This is a genomic window from Pseudomonas sp. B14(2017) (assembly GCF_002113255.1).
Taxonomy (GTDB): domain Bacteria; phylum Pseudomonadota; class Gammaproteobacteria; order Pseudomonadales; family Pseudomonadaceae; genus Aquipseudomonas; species Aquipseudomonas putida_Z.
Genome location: NZ_NEJY01000010.1, coordinates 16959 through 34450, shown reverse-complemented (window position 1 = coordinate 34450; position 17492 = coordinate 16959). Strand labels below are relative to the sequence as shown.

General features: G+C 63.4%; 16 protein-coding genes. 6 read left to right on the top strand and 10 right to left on the bottom strand.

All coding sequences use genetic code 11. From position 1 onward, the window contains the following. Nucleotides 1-251 precede the first annotated feature (251 nt). The 3 genes from CAG34_RS12055 (at nt 252) to pdxH (ending at nt 3140) form a co-directional block, all read left to right on the top strand. Nucleotides 252-1397: an EstA family serine hydrolase gene (locus CAG34_RS12055; protein ID WP_025340366.1), complete on the top strand. Its 1146-nt coding sequence runs from the start codon at nt 252-254 to the stop codon at nt 1395-1397. Between the two features lie 99 nt (nt 1398-1496). Then, nucleotides 1497-2474 carry an OmpA family protein gene (locus tag CAG34_RS12050; RefSeq protein WP_085590191.1) on the top strand — a complete coding sequence of 326 codons (978 nt, stop codon included), beginning with the start codon at nt 1497-1499 and terminating at the stop codon, nt 2472-2474. 18 nt (nt 2475-2492) lie between these two features. Then, nucleotides 2493-3140 carry a pyridoxamine 5'-phosphate oxidase gene (pdxH, locus tag CAG34_RS12045; RefSeq protein ID WP_025340364.1) on the top strand — a complete coding sequence of 216 codons (648 nt, stop codon included), beginning with the start codon at nt 2493-2495 and terminating at the stop codon, nt 3138-3140. A gap of 128 nt (nt 3141-3268) precedes the next feature. Here pdxH and CAG34_RS12040 read toward each other — a convergent pair whose 3' ends face one another. After that, nucleotides 3269-3502 carry a hypothetical protein gene (locus tag CAG34_RS12040; RefSeq protein WP_085590189.1) on the bottom strand — a complete coding sequence of 78 codons (234 nt, stop codon included), beginning with the start codon at nt 3500-3502 and terminating at the stop codon, nt 3269-3271. Between the two features lie 146 nt (nt 3503-3648). On the opposite strand from CAG34_RS12040, the gene CAG34_RS12035 reads away from it, so the two are divergent. Further along, nucleotides 3649-4113: a glycine zipper 2TM domain-containing protein gene (locus CAG34_RS12035; RefSeq protein WP_013973925.1), complete on the top strand. Its 465-nt coding sequence runs from the start codon at nt 3649-3651 to the stop codon at nt 4111-4113. Nucleotides 4114-4182: 69 nt separating this feature from the next. Here CAG34_RS12035 and nhaA read toward each other — a convergent pair whose 3' ends face one another. The 8 genes from nhaA to CAG34_RS11995 form a co-directional block, all read right to left on the bottom strand. Then, a complete protein-coding gene (gene nhaA, locus CAG34_RS12030) occupies nt 4183-5358 on the bottom strand; it encodes a Na+/H+ antiporter NhaA (RefSeq protein WP_085590187.1) in 1176 nt (391 codons plus the stop codon). 312 nt (nt 5359-5670) lie between these two features. Beyond that, the gene (locus tag CAG34_RS12025) at nt 5671-7278 is read right to left on the bottom strand and encodes an NAD(P)/FAD-dependent oxidoreductase (RefSeq protein WP_046614721.1); all 1608 of its coding nucleotides are present in this window, start codon (nt 7276-7278) and stop codon (nt 5671-5673) included. A 103-nt stretch (nt 7279-7381) separates the two neighbouring features. Then, nucleotides 7382-8056: a COG3650 family protein gene (locus tag CAG34_RS12020; protein ID WP_025340360.1), complete on the bottom strand. Its 675-nt coding sequence runs from the start codon at nt 8054-8056 to the stop codon at nt 7382-7384. A gap of 240 nt (nt 8057-8296) precedes the next feature. Then, complete coding sequence (locus CAG34_RS12015; RefSeq protein ID WP_013973921.1) at nt 8297-8998, bottom strand: ABC transporter ATP-binding protein; 702 nt, start codon at nt 8996-8998, stop codon at nt 8297-8299. Next, a complete protein-coding gene (gene livG, locus CAG34_RS12010) occupies nt 8999-9766 on the bottom strand; it encodes a high-affinity branched-chain amino acid ABC transporter ATP-binding protein LivG (protein ID WP_025340358.1) in 768 nt (255 codons plus the stop codon). Then, entirely contained in the window at nt 9763-11019 is a 1257-nt protein-coding gene (locus tag CAG34_RS12005) for a high-affinity branched-chain amino acid ABC transporter permease LivM (RefSeq protein ID WP_085590185.1), read from the bottom strand. Before CAG34_RS12005 ends, livG begins: the two co-directional genes overlap by 4 nt. Then, nucleotides 11016-11939 carry a high-affinity branched-chain amino acid ABC transporter permease LivH gene (gene livH, locus CAG34_RS12000; RefSeq protein WP_025340356.1) on the bottom strand — a complete coding sequence of 308 codons (924 nt, stop codon included), beginning with the start codon at nt 11937-11939 and terminating at the stop codon, nt 11016-11018. Before livH ends, CAG34_RS12005 begins: the two co-directional genes overlap by 4 nt. A 185-nt stretch (nt 11940-12124) precedes the next feature. Then, nucleotides 12125-13240, bottom strand: a complete 1116-nt coding sequence (locus CAG34_RS11995) for a branched-chain amino acid ABC transporter substrate-binding protein (protein WP_085590183.1) — start codon at nt 13238-13240, stop codon at nt 12125-12127. Between the two features lie 359 nt (nt 13241-13599). Here CAG34_RS11995 and CAG34_RS11985 point away from each other — a divergent pair, with 359 nt between their 5' ends. Continuing rightward, entirely contained in the window at nt 13600-13911 is a 312-nt protein-coding gene (locus tag CAG34_RS11985) for a DUF2288 domain-containing protein (protein ID WP_085590181.1), read from the top strand. A gap of 308 nt (nt 13912-14219) precedes the next feature. Beyond that, nucleotides 14220-15107, top strand: a complete 888-nt coding sequence (locus tag CAG34_RS11980; RefSeq protein WP_085590179.1) for an NAD(P)-dependent oxidoreductase — start codon at nt 14220-14222, stop codon at nt 15105-15107. On the opposite strand, the gene CAG34_RS11975 is transcribed toward CAG34_RS11980, so the two are convergent. Then, nucleotides 15007-17271 (bottom strand): bifunctional diguanylate cyclase/phosphodiesterase, encoded by a 2265-nt coding sequence (locus CAG34_RS11975; protein ID WP_085590177.1) that lies wholly within the window; start codon nt 17269-17271, stop codon nt 15007-15009. The two genes, CAG34_RS11980 and CAG34_RS11975, sit on opposite strands and share 101 nt — an antisense overlap. Nucleotides 17272-17492 lie beyond the last annotated feature (221 nt).

Here is a 17492-nt window from a genome sequence, read left to right as displayed (position 1 = left end):
GCTGACGCGGTCTGGTGTAGGAGCGGCCTTGTGTCGCGATGGGCTGCGCAGCAGCCCCAGGATCTCCGCCGCAATGCACAATTTGCCGGGGCTGCTGCGCAGCCCATCGCGACACAAGGCCGCTCCTACAGGAGCACCGTTCGTCCTGGCTGCCATTCGTCGCGACCACTTGGCCCAAGCCAGTTTGCAAAACACGCAACTACTGAAACAATGCACACCATTTTCGGAATTGGTCGTACGGAGAACAGCGGGTGCAGATCCAGGGTCACTATGAGCTGAAGTTCGAAGCAGTGCGCGAAGCCTTCGCCGCGCTGTTCGATGATCCCCAGGAGCGTGGCGCCGCGCTGTGCATCCAGGTTGGTGGCGAAACCGTGGTCGACCTGTGGGCCGGCAGTGCCGACAAGGACGGCCAGCAGGCCTGGCACAGCGATACCATCGCCAACCTGTTCTCCTGCACCAAGACCTTCACCGCTGTCACCGCCCTGCAACTGGTCGGCGAGGGCAAGCTGGCGCTCGATGCGCCGGTGGCCAACTACTGGCCCGAGTTCGCCCAGGCAGGCAAACAGGCGATCACCCTGCGCCAGCTGCTCAGCCACCGTGCCGGCTTGCCGGCCATCCGTGAGCTGCTGCCGGCCGAAGCGCTGTATGACTGGCAGGCCATGGTCGATGCGCTGGCTGCCGAAACGCCCTGGTGGACACCCGGCACCGAGCACGGCTATGCCGCCATTACCTACGGCTGGCTGATCGGCGAGCTGATCCGCCGTGCCGACGGCCGTGGCCCCGGCGACTCGATCGTGGCCCGTACCGCTCGGCCGTTGGGGCTGGATTTTCATGTCGGCCTGGCGGACGATGAGTTTTATCGCGTGGCGCACATCGCCCGTGGCAAGGGCAACGCCGGGGACGCTGCGGCGCAGCGCCTGCTGCAGGTGACCATGCGCGAGCCCGAGGCCCTGTCGACCCGTGCCTTCACCAACCCGCCGGCGATCCTGACCAGTACCAACAAGCCGGAGTGGCGGCGCATGCAGCAGCCAGCGGCCAATGGCCATGGCAATGCACGCAGCCTGGCGGGCTTCTATGCCGGGTTGCTGGACGGCAGCCTGCTCGAATCCGAACTGCTCGACGAACTGACCCGTGAGCACAGCCTCGGGCAGGATCGCACCCTGCTCACCCAAACCCGTTTTGGCCTGGGCTGCATGCTCGACCAGCCCGACGTGGCCAATGCCACCTTCGGCCTCGGGGCCCGCGCCTTCGGCCACCCAGGTGCCGGTGGCTCGGTCGGTTTCGCTGACCCGGAACACGATGTGGCCTTCGGTTTCGTGGTCAATACCCTCGGCCCTTATGTGCTCATGGACCCGCGAGCCCAGAAACTGGTACGCGTCCTTGCCAGTTGCCTTTGATCGGGTAATGCGGGTGTTGCCCCACCCCTTTGACTATCCTCAATGCCAACGCCTGAAAGGCGTAGGCAAAATTTCTTTCTATTTCATGGTGTATCGCTGATGTCTTCACACAAAACCTTAGCACTCGCCCTGTGCCTGACCGCCGTTACCGGCTGCGCCAGTCACCCCCAGGACGGCTCGAAGGACAGCGCCTCGAGCTGGTGGCCCTTCGGTTCGGACAAGGTTGCCGAGCAGGAAGTGAAGCAAGCCGTCACGGAAAACGTGGCCAAGGCCGACGCCAAGTCCGACAACGCCAGCCGTTGGTGGTGGCCGTTCGGCGGTGAAGAGAAGCAGGCAAAGGGGCCGGTGGTACCGAAGATCGACCAGAAGGCCACCCAGGCCTGGCTGGACGAGTACGAGCCCAAGCTGCGTGAGGCGATCAAGGGCAGCAAGCTGGAACTGGAGCGCCGTGACAACGTGCTGGCCGTAACCATCCCGGTGGACAGCTCGTACAACCCTGATCGTCCGAACATGCTGCTGCCGATGACCCTGGGCCCGATCACTCGTGTGGCCAAGACTGTCGAGGGCGATGCCAAGACCGCCGTGCTGGTGCTCGGCCATGCCGACAGCAGCGGTGTCGCTGCCGCCAACCAGAAGCTCAGCCTGGAGCGCGCCGCTTCGGTGTCGGCCATTTTCCGCCTCAGCGGCCTGCAGCGTGATCGCCTGAACCTCAAGGGTATGGGCTCGGAAATGCCGCGCGCCGCCAACGACAGCGCCGAGGGCCGTGCCCTGAACCGCCGTGTGGAAATGCTGCTGACCCCGCAGAACACCATGGTCGCCCTGCTGGCCAAGTACCAGCAAGCCGCCCCGGCGCGGGCCCCGATGGTGGCGGTGCAGGACGTCAAGGCGCCTGCCGCCAAGGCTGCCGACAGCAAGCCGGCCACCAAGGCTGCGGCGAAGAAGCCTGTAACCAAAGCCAAGGCCAAGGCGCCAGCCAAGACCACGGCCAAGAAAAAAGCCGCGCCGGCCAAGCCCGTCGCCAAGAAAGCTACCACTGACAAGAAAGTAGCTGCCAACAGCCCTGCGAAGACCAACTGATCGTCAAGGAACGCAGCAATGACCCAATCCCTGGCCGATATGCGCCGCGACTACACCCGTGATGGCCTGGCCGAAGCCCAGGCCCCGGGGGAGCCGTTCGCCCTGTTCCACCAGTGGTTCGCCGATGCGGTGAAAACCGAGCAGGTACCGGTGGAAGCCAACGCCATGACCTTGGCCACTGTCGATGGTGAAGGCCGCCCTCACTGCCGTATCTTGCTGCTGAAGGGGCTCGATGAGCGTGGTTTCACCTTCTTCACCAACTACGATAGTGCCAAGGGCCAGCAACTGTTGGTAAACCCTTTCGCCGCCATGACCTTCTTCTGGCCGGCACTGGAGCGCCAGGTGCGCATCGAAGGGCGGGTGGAAAAGGTCACGCCCCAGGAGTCGGACGCCTACTACCAGGTGCGCCCGTTGGGCAGCCGCCTGGGGGCCTGGGCTTCGCCGCAGAGCCAGGTGATTGCCGGCCGTGAGGAGCTGGAGGGGCTGGTCAAGGCCACCGAGGCGCGCTTCTCCGACACCCAGCCGCATTGCCCGGAACATTGGGGTGGGTATCGTTTGCTGCCTGAACGCATCGAGTTCTGGCAGGGGCGGGCCAGCCGCCTGCATGACCGACTGAACTACCGGCTGGTGGATGGGCAGTGGCTGCGGGAGCGGTTGGCGCCCTGAGATTCCGGGGGCTGCTGCGCAGCCCATCGCGACGCAAGGCCGCTCCCACAGGTACAGCGCAGACCCAATCTGTGGGAGCGGCCTTGTGTCGCGAAAGGGTCGCAAAGCGGCCCCAGCAATCTCCAAGGCTACCCCGGATACCCCGCAGCCTCCCGCTCCAACCACCCCGCCAACTGCTTGCGCCCCACCTTCTCCACCCGCGCCTGCTCCAGCCTTTCCAGCATATACGTGCGTTTTGCAGGGTCCGCCCCAGCCAGCGACAACGCCAGGTCACGGTCCATCCAGCGGCGCATGCGCACATACAGCCACCAGTGGAAGTACAACCCCGCAACGGTGGTGACCACGACGATGAAGTAATCCATGGCTATCCTTGGTCTCACTTGAAAGGCCTCGACACAGCCACGCAGGCTGTCCCTTGGCTGAATGAAAACAATTTTATTACGTTTGTACCGTGACAGCCGTCAACGTGCAGCGTCTAATGAGCACCTGACTTATGGAGACTTTACCCATGCGTAAATCCGCTTTGCTGGTGGCGACCTTTACCACCATGTCGCTGTTGCTGGGTGGCTGTGCCTCGAGCCTGACCGGTGACAGCTACTCCCGTGATGAGGCCCGCCGCGTGCAAACCGTGCGCATGGGCACCATCGAGTCCCTGCGCCCGGTCAAGATCGAAGGCACCAAGACCCCGATCGGCGGTGGTGCTGGCGCCATCGTCGGTGGCGTGGCCGGCAGCGCCGTGGGTGGGGGCCGTGGCAGCATCGTCGCCGCCGTGATTGGTGCCGTTGCCGGTGGCCTGGCCGGTTCCGCCGCCGAAGAAGGCCTGACTCGTACCCAGGGTGTCGAAATTACCGTGCGTGAGGATGATGGCAGCATGCGTGCCTATGTGCAGGCCGTGCAGCAGAACGAGATCTTCCGCGTTGGCGACCGCGTGCGCATCATGACTGTCGATGGCACCAGCCGCGTCACGCACTGACCGTAGCCCAACAAGACAAAACCCCGACATGGCGCTCGCCAGTCGGGGTTTTTTCACGCTGCGGCCAGGTCAGCCGACGTTGGGCTTGCGGCTGGCCATGGCGGTTATCGCATAGCCGATCACGGCGGCGAAGAACGAGCCGGTGAGAATACCCATGCGGTCCATTCCGGCGTAATCGCTGCTGCCAGGCACAAAGGCGAGCGAGCCAACGAACAGGCTCATGGTGAAGCCGATACCGCAAAGTATTGCCACGCCCAGCAATTGCCCCCAACTGGCGCCTGCAGGCAGCGCGGCCAGGCGCAGCTTGACCGCGACCCAGGTCAGGCCGAAGACACCCACGGTCTTGCCCAGCAGCAGCCCGACGGCGATGCCCAGTGGCACCGGGTGGGTGAAGCTTTCTACGGTCATGCCTGCCAGCGATACACCGGCATTGGCGAAAGCGAACAGCGGCAGGATGGCGTAGGCGACCCAAGGATGCAGGGCGTGCTCCAGGGCGAGCAGTGGCGAGCGTTCGGCATGGCGCGTGCGCAGCGGGATGCACAGGGCCAGGGCAACCCCGGCCAAGGTGGCATGCACACCGCTCTTGAGCACGCAGACCCACAGGATCAGGCCAACGACCATGTACGGCCCAAGCTTGACCACGCCAAGCCGGTTCATGGCCACCAGCACTACCAGGCAGGCGGCGGCCAGCAGCAGCGACACGCTCGACAGGGTGCCCGAGTAGAAGAGGGCAATGACGATGATCGCACCCAGGTCGTCGATGATCGCCAGGGTCATCAGGAACAGTTTCAGCGACACCGGCACGCGCTTGCCCAGCAAGGCCAGTACGCCAAGGGCGAAGGCGATGTCGGTGGCGGTGGGGATCGCCCAGCCGGCCACGGCCGCCGGGTTGTCACGGTTGATGAACCAGTAGATCAGTGCCGGTATCACCATGCCGCCCACGGCGGCGGTGGCAGGCAGTATCACCTGGGAGGGCTTGGACAGGTGGCCGTCGACCACCTCGCGCTTGACCTCCAGGCCGATGAGCAGGAAGAACAGGGCCATCAGGCCGTCGTTGATCCACAGCAGCAGCGGTTTGGCGATGTGCAGCGCGCCGACCTGGACGGCGACGGGGACGTCGAGCAGGCCGCTGTACAGGTAGGACAGCGGCGAGTTGTTGATGACCAGGGCCAGGATGGCCGCAGCGATCAGCAGCAGGCCGCTGGCGGCTTCGAGCTGGAAGAAGCGGGTGAACAGGCTACGCACGGGCTATAGGCTCTCCATGAGCAGTTGACGATGGAACGGGCGTACACCCTAGCCTGTGACGATATGCTTTCAAACAAAAACTATATTCGTTTTTGTTATATGTTGTTACTGGCTGGGCTGAGGGAAGCCTAGATGCAGATGGGGAAGGAAGGGGGAGGGAGAGTCTGATCTCTTGGTTGGATAATTCTGATTCCTGTCAGGGCCTATTCGCGGGCTTGCCCGCTCCCACAGGTACCGCGCCACATTCAGATCTGGCGCGGCACCTGTGGGAGCGGGCGAGCCCGCGAAAGGGCCTTGGCAGGCAATAAAGGCTCAGAGACCGAGCATATCCCGCGCCACCGCCTCGGCGATACGAATGCCATCGACACCCGCCGACAGGATCCCGCCCGCATACCCGGCCCCTTCACCCGCCGGGAACAGCCCCTTCAGGTTCAGGCTCTGGAAGTCCTCACCGCGGGTAATGCGCAGCGGCGACGAGGTGCGGGTCTCGATCCCGGTCAACACTGCATCATGCAGGTTGTAGCCCTTGATCTGCCGGTCAAACGCCGGCAGTGCCTCGCGAATGGCCTCGATGGCGAAGTCCGGCAGGCTTGGCGCCAGGTCGCCCAGGGTCACGCCCGGTTTGTAGGACGGCTCGACACTGCCCAGTGCAGTCGACGGCCGGCCGGCGACGAAGTCACCCACCAGCTGCGCCGGGGCCTGGTAGTTGCTGCCGCCCATCACGTAGGCGTGGGCTTCCAGGCGCTCCTGCAGCTCGATGCCGGCCAGCGGGCCGCCCGGGTAATCGCGCTCGGGGTCGATGCCGACGACGATGCCGGAGTTGGCGTTGCGCTCGTTACGCGAGTACTGGCTCATGCCGTTGGTAACCACCCGGCCTGGCTCGCTGGTGGCGGCGACCACGGTGCCGCCCGGGCACATGCAGAAGCTGTACACCGAACGGCCGTTCTTGGCGTGGTACACCAGCTTGTAGTCGGCGGCACCAAGTTTCGGGTGACCGGCGTACTTGCCCAGGCGCGCCTTGTCGATCAGCGTTTGCGGGTGTTCGATGCGGAAACCCACCGAGAACGGCTTGGCTTCCATGTACACGCCCTTGGCGTGCAGCATGCGGAAGGTGTCGCGGGCACTGTGGCCCAGGGCCAGCACCACATGGCGCGAGTGCAGCTGTTCGCCGCTCTCCAGCACCACGCCGGTCAGCTGCCCATCCTCGATCAGCAGGTCGGTGACCTTCTGCTGGAAGCGCACTTCGGCGCCGAGGGCGATCATGTCCTGACGCATCTGCTCGACCATGCCGGTGAGGCGGAAGGTGCCGATGTGTGGCTTGTTGATGTACAGGATCTCGTCCGGCGCACCGGCCTTGACGAACTCTTCCAGCACTTTGCGGCCGTGGTGCTGCGGGTCCTTGATCTGGCTGTACAGCTTGCCGTCGGAGAAGGTACCGGCGCCGCCTTCGCCGAACTGCACGTTGGACTCGGGGTTGAGCACGCTCTTGCGCCACAGGCCCCAGGTGTCCTTGGTGCGCTGGCGCACTTCCTTGCCGCGCTCGAGGATGATCGGCTTGAAGCCCATCTGTGCCAGCAACAGGCCGGCGAAGATGCCGCACGGGCCGAAGCCGACCACGATCGGGCGCTCCTGCAGATCGGCAGGGGCCTGGCCGACGAACTTGTAGGTCACGTCTGGCGCCGGGCCGATGTTGCGATCGTCGGCGAACTTGCTGAGCAGTTCGGCTTCGTTGCTGGCTTCCAGGTCGATGGTGTAGATGAACAGCAGTTCGCTGTTCTTCTTGCGCGCATCGTAGCTGCGCTTGAACAGGTTGAAGCTGAGCAGTTGCTCGTCGCGGATGCCCAGGCGCTGGACGATGGCTTCACGCAGGGCTTCGTCGGGATGGTCCAGGGGCAGCTTCAGTTCGGTGATTCGTAGCATGGCAGGGTCCAGTATCCCGGCCATGGGCGGCCGGCGGCTTTACACAAACCGCCAAGTATAAGCTGTTCGCCGCCCCGACTGGCAGGATAAAAGCGCCCGGCGATCAGTTGTCGCGCGCACCGCCGTAGTAACCGCAGCCCTGCAGGGTCTTGCCGTCGATGCGCAGTTCGGCGCGCAGGTGGTGGATGGCACCGGTGGCGGTGTCTACGCAGCGTTGTGGCGCGACCCACAGCTCCACGTGCTGGCCGTTGGCTTCGCTGGTCAGGGTCAGGCCGCCGCCGGGCACTTCTTCTTCCAGGAAGGGCAGGGGCAGGGGTTCCTGGCCGACGCGGTTGAGCACCATGCCTTTGCCGCTGGCCTTGATGTCCCATTCCGGCTCATGGCCGTTGGCGCGCAGGGTCAGCTGCTTGAAGTTGGGGTCTTCACAAGCGCGGGTGGAAGGTTCCAGGCGGTACAGGCGGCGAACTTCCAGCTGGCCGTCGTTGTTGGCCTGCCTGCTGCCGGTGAGGCGGCCACGGACGTCGGCGAACAGCTTGTCGTTGGCGTCCTTGGCGAGGTTGGCGGCCTCCTGCAGGATGCCGGTGGCGGCGACGTCGTTGATCACGAAAGTGCGGTTTTCGCTGCACGGCTTGAACAGCAGCTGGCCACCGGCAGCACGCAACTCGCCCTGCATGCGCGTGGTGCCGATGTTCGGGTCGCTGGGGGCGTCAGCCATGAGCTGGCAGCCGGCGAACAGGGGCAGCAGGGCGGTGAGCAGCAGGGTGGGGGTGAGGCGCATGGGGCGGGCTCCGGGGGTCTTTGCCGTGAAAGCAGGCCACGTTACTCAGGCTGGCGCTGGATCACAAGTTAATGGTTGCCTGTACTGGCCCTATCGCCGGCAAGCCAGCCCCCACAGGCCCCCACAACTTTCAGGAACTGTGGGGTAGCTGTGGGAGCTGGCTTGCCGGCGATAGGGCCAGTACAGGCAATACATTTCTGACAGGTAGAAAAAAGGGCCAGTAGATGGCCCTTTTCCCGGTCAACCCCCCAGGTACGCGTCGCGCACCTTCGGGTCGGTCAACAGTGCTTCCCCAGTACCCTGCATCACCACCCGGCCGTTCTCCAGCACATACGCCCGGTCAGCGATCTTCAGCGCCTGGTTGGCGTTCTGCTCCACCAGGAACACCGTCACGCCATCACGGCGCAGCTGTTCGATGATGTCGAAGATCTGCTGGATGATGATCGGCGCCAGGCCCAGCGAGGGCTCGTCGAGCAGCAGCAGTTTGGGTTTGCTCATCAGCGCCCGGCCAATGGCGAGCATCTGCTGCTCGCCACCGGACATGGTGCCGCCACGCTGGATATAACGCTCCTTCAGGCGGGGGAACAGCTGCAGCACCTTGTCCAGTTGCTCCTGGTAATCGCCCTTGTCGGTGAAGAAACCGCCCATCGCCAGGTTTTCCTCGACGGTCAGGCGGGAGAACACACGGCGGCCTTCCGGCACCACCGCGATGCTCTTGCGCATGATGTGCGAGGACGGCTGGCCGACCAGTTCTTCACCCAGGTACTTGATGCTGCCGCTGTGCGCCTGCGGCGAGCCGCACAGGGTCATCAGCAAGGTCGACTTGCCGGCGCCGTTGGCGCCGATCAGGGTAACGATCTCGCCCTGGTTGATCTCCACGTTGACGCTGTGCAGCGCCTGGATCTTGCCGTAGAAGGTGGAAACGTTCTCGAACTTCAGCATTTACGCTTCCCCCAGGTAGGCTTTGATCACGTCAGGGTTGTCGCGAATCTCTTCCGGCGTGCCGTGGGCCAGGGGGGTGCCCTGGTTGATCACCACGATATGGTCGGAAATGCTCATCACCAGCTTCATGTCGTGCTCGATCAGCAGCACGGTGACGTTGTGCGACTCACGCAGGTAGGCGATCAGCGCCTTGAGGTCTTCGGTCTCCTTCGGGTTCAGGCCCGCTGCCGGTTCGTCGAGCATGATGATGCGTGGCTGGGTCATCATGCAGCGGGCGATTTCCAGGCGGCGCTGCTGGCCGTAGGCGAGGGTGCCGGCGGTACGGTTGGCAAACTCGGTCAGGTTGACCTTCTCCAGCCAGTACTGCGCGCGCTCCATGGCCTCCTTCTCGCTGCGGCGGAAGTTCGGGGTCTTGAACAGGCCGGCGAAGAAGTTGGTGTTCAGGTGGCGGTGCTGGGCGATCAGCAGGTTTTCCAGCGCGGTCATTTCCTTGAACAGGCGCACGTTCTGGAAGGTCCGCACCACGCCCTTGCGGGCGATCTGGTGCCCGGCCAGGCCCTGGATCGGCTGGCCATCGAGCAGGATGGTGCCGCCGCTGGGCTTGTAGAAGCCGGTCAGGCAGTTGAACACCGTGGTCTTGCCGGCGCCGTTCGGGCCGATCAGTGCCACCACCTGTTTTTCCTTGACGGTCAGGCCCACGCCGTTGACCGCCAACAAGCCGCCGAAGCGCATGCTCAGGCCGCTGACTTGCAGAATTTCGCGGCTCATCGACGCAGCTCCATGTGTGGACGTTGCATAGGCAGCAGGCCTTGCGGACGCCAGATCATCATCAACACCATCAGCGCACCGAACATCAGCATCCGGTATTCGCTGAACTCACGCATCAGCTCGGGCAGCAGGATCATCACGATGGCCGCGAGGATCACGCCCAGTTGTGAGCCCATGCCGCCGAGCACGACGATGGCGAGGATGATCGCCGACTCGATGAAGGTGAACGACTCCGGCGTCACCAGGCCCTGGCGCGCAGCGAAGAAGCTGCCGGCGAAACCGGCGAAGCAGGCGCCCAGGGTGAATGCCGACAGCTTGATCACGGTCGGGTTCAGGCCCAGTGCACGGCAGGCGATCTCGTCTTCGCGCAGGGCTTCCCAGGCGCGGCCGATCGGCATGCGCAGCAGGCGGTTGATCACGAACAGCGCCAGCAGAGCCAGCAGCAGGGCCACCAGGTAGAGGAAGATGACCTTGTTGATCGAGTTGTATTCCAGCCCGAAGAACTCATGGAAGGTCTGCATGCCCTCGGCGGCACGGCGTTCGAAAGTCAGGCCGAAGAGCTCTGGCTTGGGGATGTTGCTGATGCCGTTGGGGCCGCCGGTCCAGTCGGTGAGGTTACGCAGGAACAGGCGGATGATCTCGCCGAAGCCGAGGGTCACGATCGCCAGGTAGTCACCGCGCAGGCGCAGCACCGGGAAGCCGAGCAGGAAGCCGAAGGTAGCGGCCATCAGGCCGGCGATCGGCAGGCATACCCAGAAGCTCCAGCCCAGGTAGTGCGAGAGCATGGCGTAGCTGTAGGCGCCGACGGCGTAGAAACCGACGTAACCGAGGTCGAGCAGGCCTGCCAAACCGACCACGATGTTCAGGCCCAGGCCCAGCAACACGTAGATCAGGATCAGCGTGGCAATGTCGACCGCACCGCGCGAGCCGAAGAACGGCCACACCAGTGCCGCGACGATCAGGCCGATGATCACGTAGCGCTGGGTTTTCGGCAGGGTCAGGTAGTTGCTGACCGCCGGCGGGATCAGCTTGCGATCCGAACGGCGGCCCATTACCGAGTTCCACTGCTTGTCGAACAGCACGCGCAGGAACATCAGCACCGAGCACAGGGCAATGATGCTGAGGTTGAACGAGCCCTGGCTGTGCACGGACAGGCTGATGCCGTCGATGCTCAGTTTCAGGCCTAGTACCGGGAAGGCCACGGCCCATACCAGCAAGGCGCTGAAGAACGCCTGTTTGAGATTTCTGTTCATACTTTTTCAACCTCCGGGCGGCCCAGGATGCCGGTCGGCCGGAATAGCAGGACAAGAACCAACAAGCCGAATGCCACCACGTCCTTGTACTGGTCGCCGAAGATATCGGCACCGAACGCTTCGGCCACGCCCAGCACCAGCCCGCCGAGCATGGCGCCCGGGATGCTGCCGATGCCACCCAGCACCGCTGCGGTGAAGGCCTTCAGGCCCACCAGGAAACCGGCGTTGGGGTTGATCACCCCGTACTGCATGCTCAGCAGCACGGCCGCCACCGCCGCCAGGGCGGCACCGATGACGAAGGTGAGGGCGATGATGTTGTTGGTGTTGATGCCCAGCAGGTTGGCCATCTTGATGTCCTCGGCACAGGCGCGGCAGGCGCGGCCCAGGCGGGAACGGGAGATGAACAGGGTGAGGCAGGTCATGGCCACCAGGGTGACCACGAACACCAGGATCTGCATGTAGCTGATCAGTACTTCCTCCGCGCCGCCCGGCCCGAACGAGAAGCTTCCGGGGATCAGGTTGGGGATGGACTTGTCCTTGGAGTCTTGCGAAAGCAAGACGGTGTTCTGCAGGAAGATCGACATGCCGATGGCGGAAATCAGCGGGATCAGGCGGTTGCTGTTGCGCAGGGGGCGGTAGGCAACCCGTTCGATGCTGTAGCCATAGGCACTGGTGACGAAGATCGTCGCGACGAAGGCGACGGTCATCAGGATCGGCAGCGAATGGATACCCATCATGGCCAGGCCCGCCAGGGCGATGAAGGCCACGTAGGAACCGATCATGTACACCTCGCCGTGGGCGAAGTTGATCATGCCAATGATGCCGTACACCATCGTGTAGCCGATGGCGATCAAGGCATAGGTGCTGCCGATGGTCAATCCATTAACCAGTTGTTGGAAGAAATGGTAGATCTCAGGCATTACAGCGCTCCTAAAAACCTGATTTGCATTTCGCTGGCGGGGGTAGGCCAGGAAACCGCGGGTGACGGTTTTAAGATTTTCAGGTGAACCCGCCCCCGGATCGCGGGGATCAGGCCCATGAACCTCGTAAAACAAAGCCCACTGCTCGCACAGTGGGCTTCTACGGTCAGCTATTAGTCACGCAGTTACTGAGGGGAGACTTCGGTCTTCGGCTTGCCGAAGTGCCATTCGTAGACCACGAACTTGAAGTCTTTCAGGTCGCCTTTGGCGTCGTAGGACAATTCGCCGGTCGGGGTCTTGAAGGTGCCGGCGTGGATGGCCTCGGCCACCTTCTCGGCGTCTTCGGACTTGGCGGCCTTGATGCCCTGGGCGATCAGCTCGACAGCCGAGTAGGCCGGGAACACGAACGGGCCGCTTGGGTCCTTGCCGTCAGCCTTGATGGCGTCGACGATCTTCTTGTTGGCAGGGTCCGCGTCGAACGACTTCGGCAAGGTCACCAGCAAGCCTTCGGAGGCGTTCTGGGCGATCTGCGAGATGGAGTCGTTGCCCACGCCTTCCGGGCCCATGAACTTGGCTTTCAGGCCCTTTTCCTGAGCCTGGCGCAGGATCAGGCCCAGCTCTGGGTGGTAGCCGCCGTAGTAGACGAAGTCGACGTTGTTCTGCTTGAGCTTCTGGATGATCGAGGAGAAGTCCTTGTCACCGGCGTTCAGGCCTTCGAACACGGCAACCTTGGTGCCTTTGCCTTCCAGGGTCTGCTTGACCGCGGTAGCGATGCCTTCACCGTACTGCTGCTTGTCGTGCAGGACGGCTACCACCTTCGGCTTGACGTGGTTGGCGATGTAGTTGCCGGCAGCCGGGCCCTGGGCGCTGTCCAGGCCGATGGTACGGAAGATCAGCTTGTAGCCGCGGGCGGTGATTTCCGGGGAGGTGGCGGCCGGGGTGATCATGATCACGCCTTCGTCTTCGTAGATGTCGGACGCAGGCTGGGTGGAGCTGGAGCACAGGTGGCCGATGACGAACTTGACGCCGTCGTTGACCACTTTGTTGGCGACTGCAACGGCCTGTTTAGGGTCGCAGGCGTCGTCGTATTCCTTGGCTTCGAGCATCTTGCCATCCACGCCGCCCGCGGCGTTGATATCCTTGATGGCTTGCTTTGCGCCGATGAACTGCATGTCGCCGTACTGGGTCACAGGGCCGGTCTTGGGACCTGCAATCCCGATCTTGATGGTATCGGCGGCAAACGAATGGCTGGCTACCCCTGCCAGAACCATTGCGGCGAACAGCTTGGAAATCTTGATCATAGTGCTCCACTCATTCTGTTGTAATTCTTATAGTCCTGGCGGCCAGGGCTACAGACCGGGCGGGATTTGCGGCGTGGCCATGCCAACGCGCAAGCCCACCTTCCCCCGGAACATGTCCCGGAACTGTACCGGTACAGTGTAGAGCGCTGTTCGAGCGCTTGAAAAGCGGTCGAAAAGTGCCTGCTTCCTGGGTTGTCGCATGGTCGACACAAAGATACAGAAAGGCGCCATCAAACTGCCTGCATCTGCGACCCCGCCCCACAAGTTCGGGATCAATCGACCAAATTACATATTTGAAACCGGGTTTTTCTGCAAAAATGCCGACCTTTTTTATTGGCCGATTTTTGCGGAAACCACCCATGACTGATCAAACAAGCACCCTCTATGCCAAATTGCTTGGCGAGACGGCAATCATCGAGTGGAAAGCGCTGGAGCGTTTCTGGGCCAAGGGTGACCTGATTTGGGTCGACCCGAGCCTCGACCTGATCACCGTTGCCGAGGCGATGGCCGAGAATCGCAGCGAGATCTTCGCCAAGTGGCGTAGTGATGGCACTGTTGGGCCGGTGACCGCCGAGCAGGCCCATGACCTGCAAAGCCGCGATCCAGAGATCTGGGCGGTGGTGGTTTCGCCGTTCATCGTGATCCAGGTGAAGCCCCCGGCAGAGGCGTGATCGCTTTTGGTGCGCGAAAATGCGCAGCAGCCCCGTTTTGGTGCTCGAAGGCGCTCAAGGCGGGTAGAGGGAAGTAACAATTCGGCGTGGCGGTAACAGTTTACGGGATGCGTAATGCCCCACCGTTCTGCCAGGCAACGCGAAACCTGTAGGAGCGGCCTTGTGTCGCGATGGGCTGCACAGCAGCCCCGGCATTTTTTGCATCGATGCGGAAATCTGGGGCTGCTGTGCAGCCCATCGCGACACAAGGCCGCTCCTACAGGTTCCTGGCCCGCATGGGTAATGTTCGAACCAGTCAGGAGTCATTGATGAGCACTGCACTACCTTCGCTTGGATTCGCCGGCATCGGCCTGATGGGCCTGCCCATGTGCCGGCGCCTGCTGGCAGCGGGCTACCCGCTGACCGTGTGGAACCGCAGCCCGGACAAGTGCGCTGCACTGGTCGCCGCCGGCGCGCGCCTGGCCAGCAGCCCTGCCGAACTGTGCCGCGACAGCGACATGCTGCTGCTGTGCCTGGCCGACACGGCCGTGGTCCGCGAAGTGGTGTTCGGCGAGCAAGGCATCGCCCAGGGCGGGCGCAGCGGCCAGTTGCTGATCGATTTCTCCAGCCTGGAGCCAACCGCCACCCGTGAAATGGCCGCCGAACTGGCAGCGCTGTGCGGCATGGCCTGGCTGGACGCGCCAGTTTCCGGCGGCACGCCGGGGGCCGAAGCCGGCACTCTGGCGATCATGGTCGGTGGCGAGGCGGCCGACCTGGAGCGGGCACGCCCGGTACTGCAGGTACTCGGCCAGCGGGTGACGCACATGGGGGCGGTGGGCGCTGGCCAGGTGACCAAGGCCTGCAACCAGATGATCGTGGCCTGCAATGCCCTGGTGATCGCCGAAGTGGTGGCCTTGGCTGAACAGTCCGGGGTCGATGCGACGCTGATCGCCGAAGCGCTGGCGGGCGGCTTTGCCGATTCCAAACCGTTGCAGATCCTCGCCCCGCAAATGGCCGAAAGCCGCTTCGAGCCGATCAAGTGGCACGTGCGCACGCTGCTCAAGGACCTCGATGGCGCGGTCAAGTTTTCTCGCGAGCAAGGCTCGGCGACGCCGCTCAGTGGCCTTGCCGCACAATTGATGCGCCTGCACGCGAGCCAGGGGTACCTGCAAAAAGATCCGGCGACCCTGGTTGAGCTGTATCGCAGCAAGGGCTGAACACACCGCCCTGGTGCTGCAGCCGCTCCAGCAGCGAGCGCAGTTCGGCAAGCGGCTCCGGGCGGCCCAGCAGGTAGCCCTGCAGGTAGTCGCAGCCGTGGGCTTCGAGAAACGCCAGCTGTTCGGCGGTTTCCACGCCCTCGCTGACCACCTGCAGATGCAGGGTATGCGCCATGACGATGATCGCCTGGACGATCTCGCGGTCCTTCTGGCTGCCCGGCACATCCTGCAGGAAGCTGCGGTCGATCTTCAGAACGTCCAGCGGCAGGCGCTTGAGGTAGGCCAGTGACGAGTAGCCGGTGCCGAAGTCATCGATCGACAGCGCCACGCCCAGGGCGCGCACGCGCTTGAGCAGGTTGACCGTGCGCTGGATGTCACCCATCAGGGCGTTCTCGGTCACCTCCAGTTCCAGCTGCCGAGGCGCGAGACCGGCGTGGAACAGTGCCTTTTCCACTTCGTTGGGCAGTTCGTCGTGGCTGAGGGTGACGGCCGAGCAATTGACCGTGACCTTGAGGTTGCCATGGCCGTGGCGCTGCAGGTAGGCCAGGTCGGCGCAAGCGTGGCGCAGCACCCACAGGTCGAGGTCGATGATCAGCCCGTTGGCTTCGGCGATAGCGACAAAACGATCGGGCCCGAGCAGGCCGTGTTGCGGGTGTCGCCAGCGCACCAGGGCCTCCAGTTTGGCCACTTGCCTGCTGCGCAGGTCGAAGATCGGCTGGTAGTGCACGCACAGCCCATGCTCCTCGAGCAGGGCCACCCGCAGTTCCTCTTCCAGTTGCAGGGCAATCGAGGCCTGGGTCTTCAGGCTGTCGTTGAAGAAGTTCAGGCTGTTGCGCCCGTTGCCCTTGGACTGGTACAGGGCGAGGTCTGCATGCTTGAGCAGCTCTTCGGCGGTGGTGCCGTCGTCGGGGAAGATGCTGATGCCGATACTGGTGGTCATGACCATGCGCCGGCCGCCCAGGTTGATGGGCTCTTTCATCCTCTGCATGATGCGCTGGGCCAGGTGGCGGGCTTCGTCGCGGTTGTTGAGGCTGGTTACCACGCAGAACTCGTCGCCGCCAAAGCGTGCGACCAGGTCGTGGTTGCGGGTGGCGGCCTTGATGTGGCTGGCGATCACCTTGAGCAGTTCGTCGCCGGCGTCGTGACCGAGGCTGTCGTTGATGCGCTTGAAATGGTCGATGTCGAGGAACATCACTGCCAGGTGGCTTTCCGTGGCCTGGTGTTCGGCGAGGCGTTCGGCGAACACCTGGTTGAAACCGCGGCGGTTTACCAGGCTGGTCAGGGCATCGTAGTGCGCGGCCTGCTGCAGCGACGCGCGGGCCTGGTCGAGCTGGCTGAGCAGCACGCTTACCCGGCGCAGGTCGTGCTCCTTGCTTTGCAGCTTCTTGTCGGCCAGCGCGGTACTGATGCTGGCAGCACTGATCAGCAGGGTGATGAAGCCGATGCCCAGCGCCAATTGCAGGCTGTTGTCACCAGAGGGCAGGCGCAGGGCGGTGTCGGCCGGGATGACCAGGGTCATGGCCGACATCGCGGTGAAGTGGGTGGCGACGATACCGCCGGCCATCAGCAGGCTGGCGCCGTACTTCATGGCCTGGTGCAGGGTACCGCTGCCATGGCGGAAGTAGCGGGCCAGGTACAGCGCGGTCAGGCTGGTGAGCAGGGCAATGGTGGCCGAGGCCAGCAGCAGGCCGGACTGGTAGTACTGGCGGGCGCCGGTTTCCAGGGCGGCCATGCCCACGAAGTGCATCACGATGATACCCAGGCCGATCAGTACCGCACTTTGCAGGTAATGGTGTGTTTGCATCTGGCTGCGGTCGAGGCTGTGCATGGCCAGCCAGGCGACGGCCAGGGCGATGAGCAGCGAAAGGATGGTCAGGGACGCGTCGTAGTGGACTTCAACTGGCGCCTGGAAGGCCAGCATGCTGATGAAGTGCATGGCCCAGATGCCACCTGCCAGGCAGCAGGCACCGAGCATGTTCCATTGTCGGTGCGCAGTGGGGTCTTCGCTGTGGGATTGGCGCTCGGCCATGTCCAGGGTGGCGAAGCAGGCCGCACAGGCGACGAGGTAGGCGAGCAGAACCAGGAACGGTTCATGCCGGCAATCAATGACGATGCGCCCGGTTGCCGGCAGGTCGGCGAACAGTTGCAGCCCCAGCCATTCCATGGAATGCCTCATGATCGAGTTTTCACTCGTCTGCGCTACAACCCTGTGCAGACTGTCCAGAGGCAGTATAGGAAGAGGTGTTTAACCCTTCCTGAATAATGGCATATTGATTCCTACGATTTGGTTATGAACCTGATCGCAGCCTGGAATATGTAAATGGGGTCTGAAAATTGGCCGCCTGTGGGAGCGGCCTTGTGTCGCGAAAGGGCTGCAAAGCAGCC

Coding starts and splice junctions, on each gene's coding strand:
- CAG34_RS12050 (WP_085590191.1), top strand. CDS start 1,497: ATGTCTTCACACAAAACCTTAGCACTCGCCCTGTGCCTGACCGCCGTT.
- pdxH (WP_025340364.1), top strand. CDS start 2,493: ATGACCCAATCCCTGGCCGATATGCGCCGCGACTACACCCGTGATGGC.
- CAG34_RS12040 (WP_085590189.1), bottom strand. CDS start 3,502: ATGGATTACTTCATCGTCGTGGTCACCACCGTTGCGGGGTTGTACTTC.
- CAG34_RS12035 (WP_013973925.1), top strand. CDS start 3,649: ATGCGTAAATCCGCTTTGCTGGTGGCGACCTTTACCACCATGTCGCTG.
- CAG34_RS12025 (WP_046614721.1), bottom strand. CDS start 7,278: ATGCTACGAATCACCGAACTGAAGCTGCCCCTGGACCATCCCGACGAA.
- CAG34_RS12020 (WP_025340360.1), bottom strand. CDS start 8,056: ATGCGCCTCACCCCCACCCTGCTGCTCACCGCCCTGCTGCCCCTGTTC.
- CAG34_RS12015 (WP_013973921.1), bottom strand. CDS start 8,998: ATGCTGAAGTTCGAGAACGTTTCCACCTTCTACGGCAAGATCCAGGCG.
- livG (WP_025340358.1), bottom strand. CDS start 9,766: ATGAGCCGCGAAATTCTGCAAGTCAGCGGCCTGAGCATGCGCTTCGGC.
- CAG34_RS12005 (WP_085590185.1), bottom strand. CDS start 11,019: ATGAACAGAAATCTCAAACAGGCGTTCTTCAGCGCCTTGCTGGTATGG.
- livH (WP_025340356.1), bottom strand. CDS start 11,939: ATGCCTGAGATCTACCATTTCTTCCAACAACTGGTTAATGGATTGACC.
- CAG34_RS11995 (WP_085590183.1), bottom strand. CDS start 13,240: ATGATCAAGATTTCCAAGCTGTTCGCCGCAATGGTTCTGGCAGGGGTA.
- CAG34_RS11985 (WP_085590181.1), top strand. CDS start 13,600: ATGACTGATCAAACAAGCACCCTCTATGCCAAATTGCTTGGCGAGACG.
- CAG34_RS11980 (WP_085590179.1), top strand. CDS start 14,220: ATGAGCACTGCACTACCTTCGCTTGGATTCGCCGGCATCGGCCTGATG.
- CAG34_RS11975 (WP_085590177.1), bottom strand. CDS start 17,271: ATGGAATGGCTGGGGCTGCAACTGTTCGCCGACCTGCCGGCAACCGGG.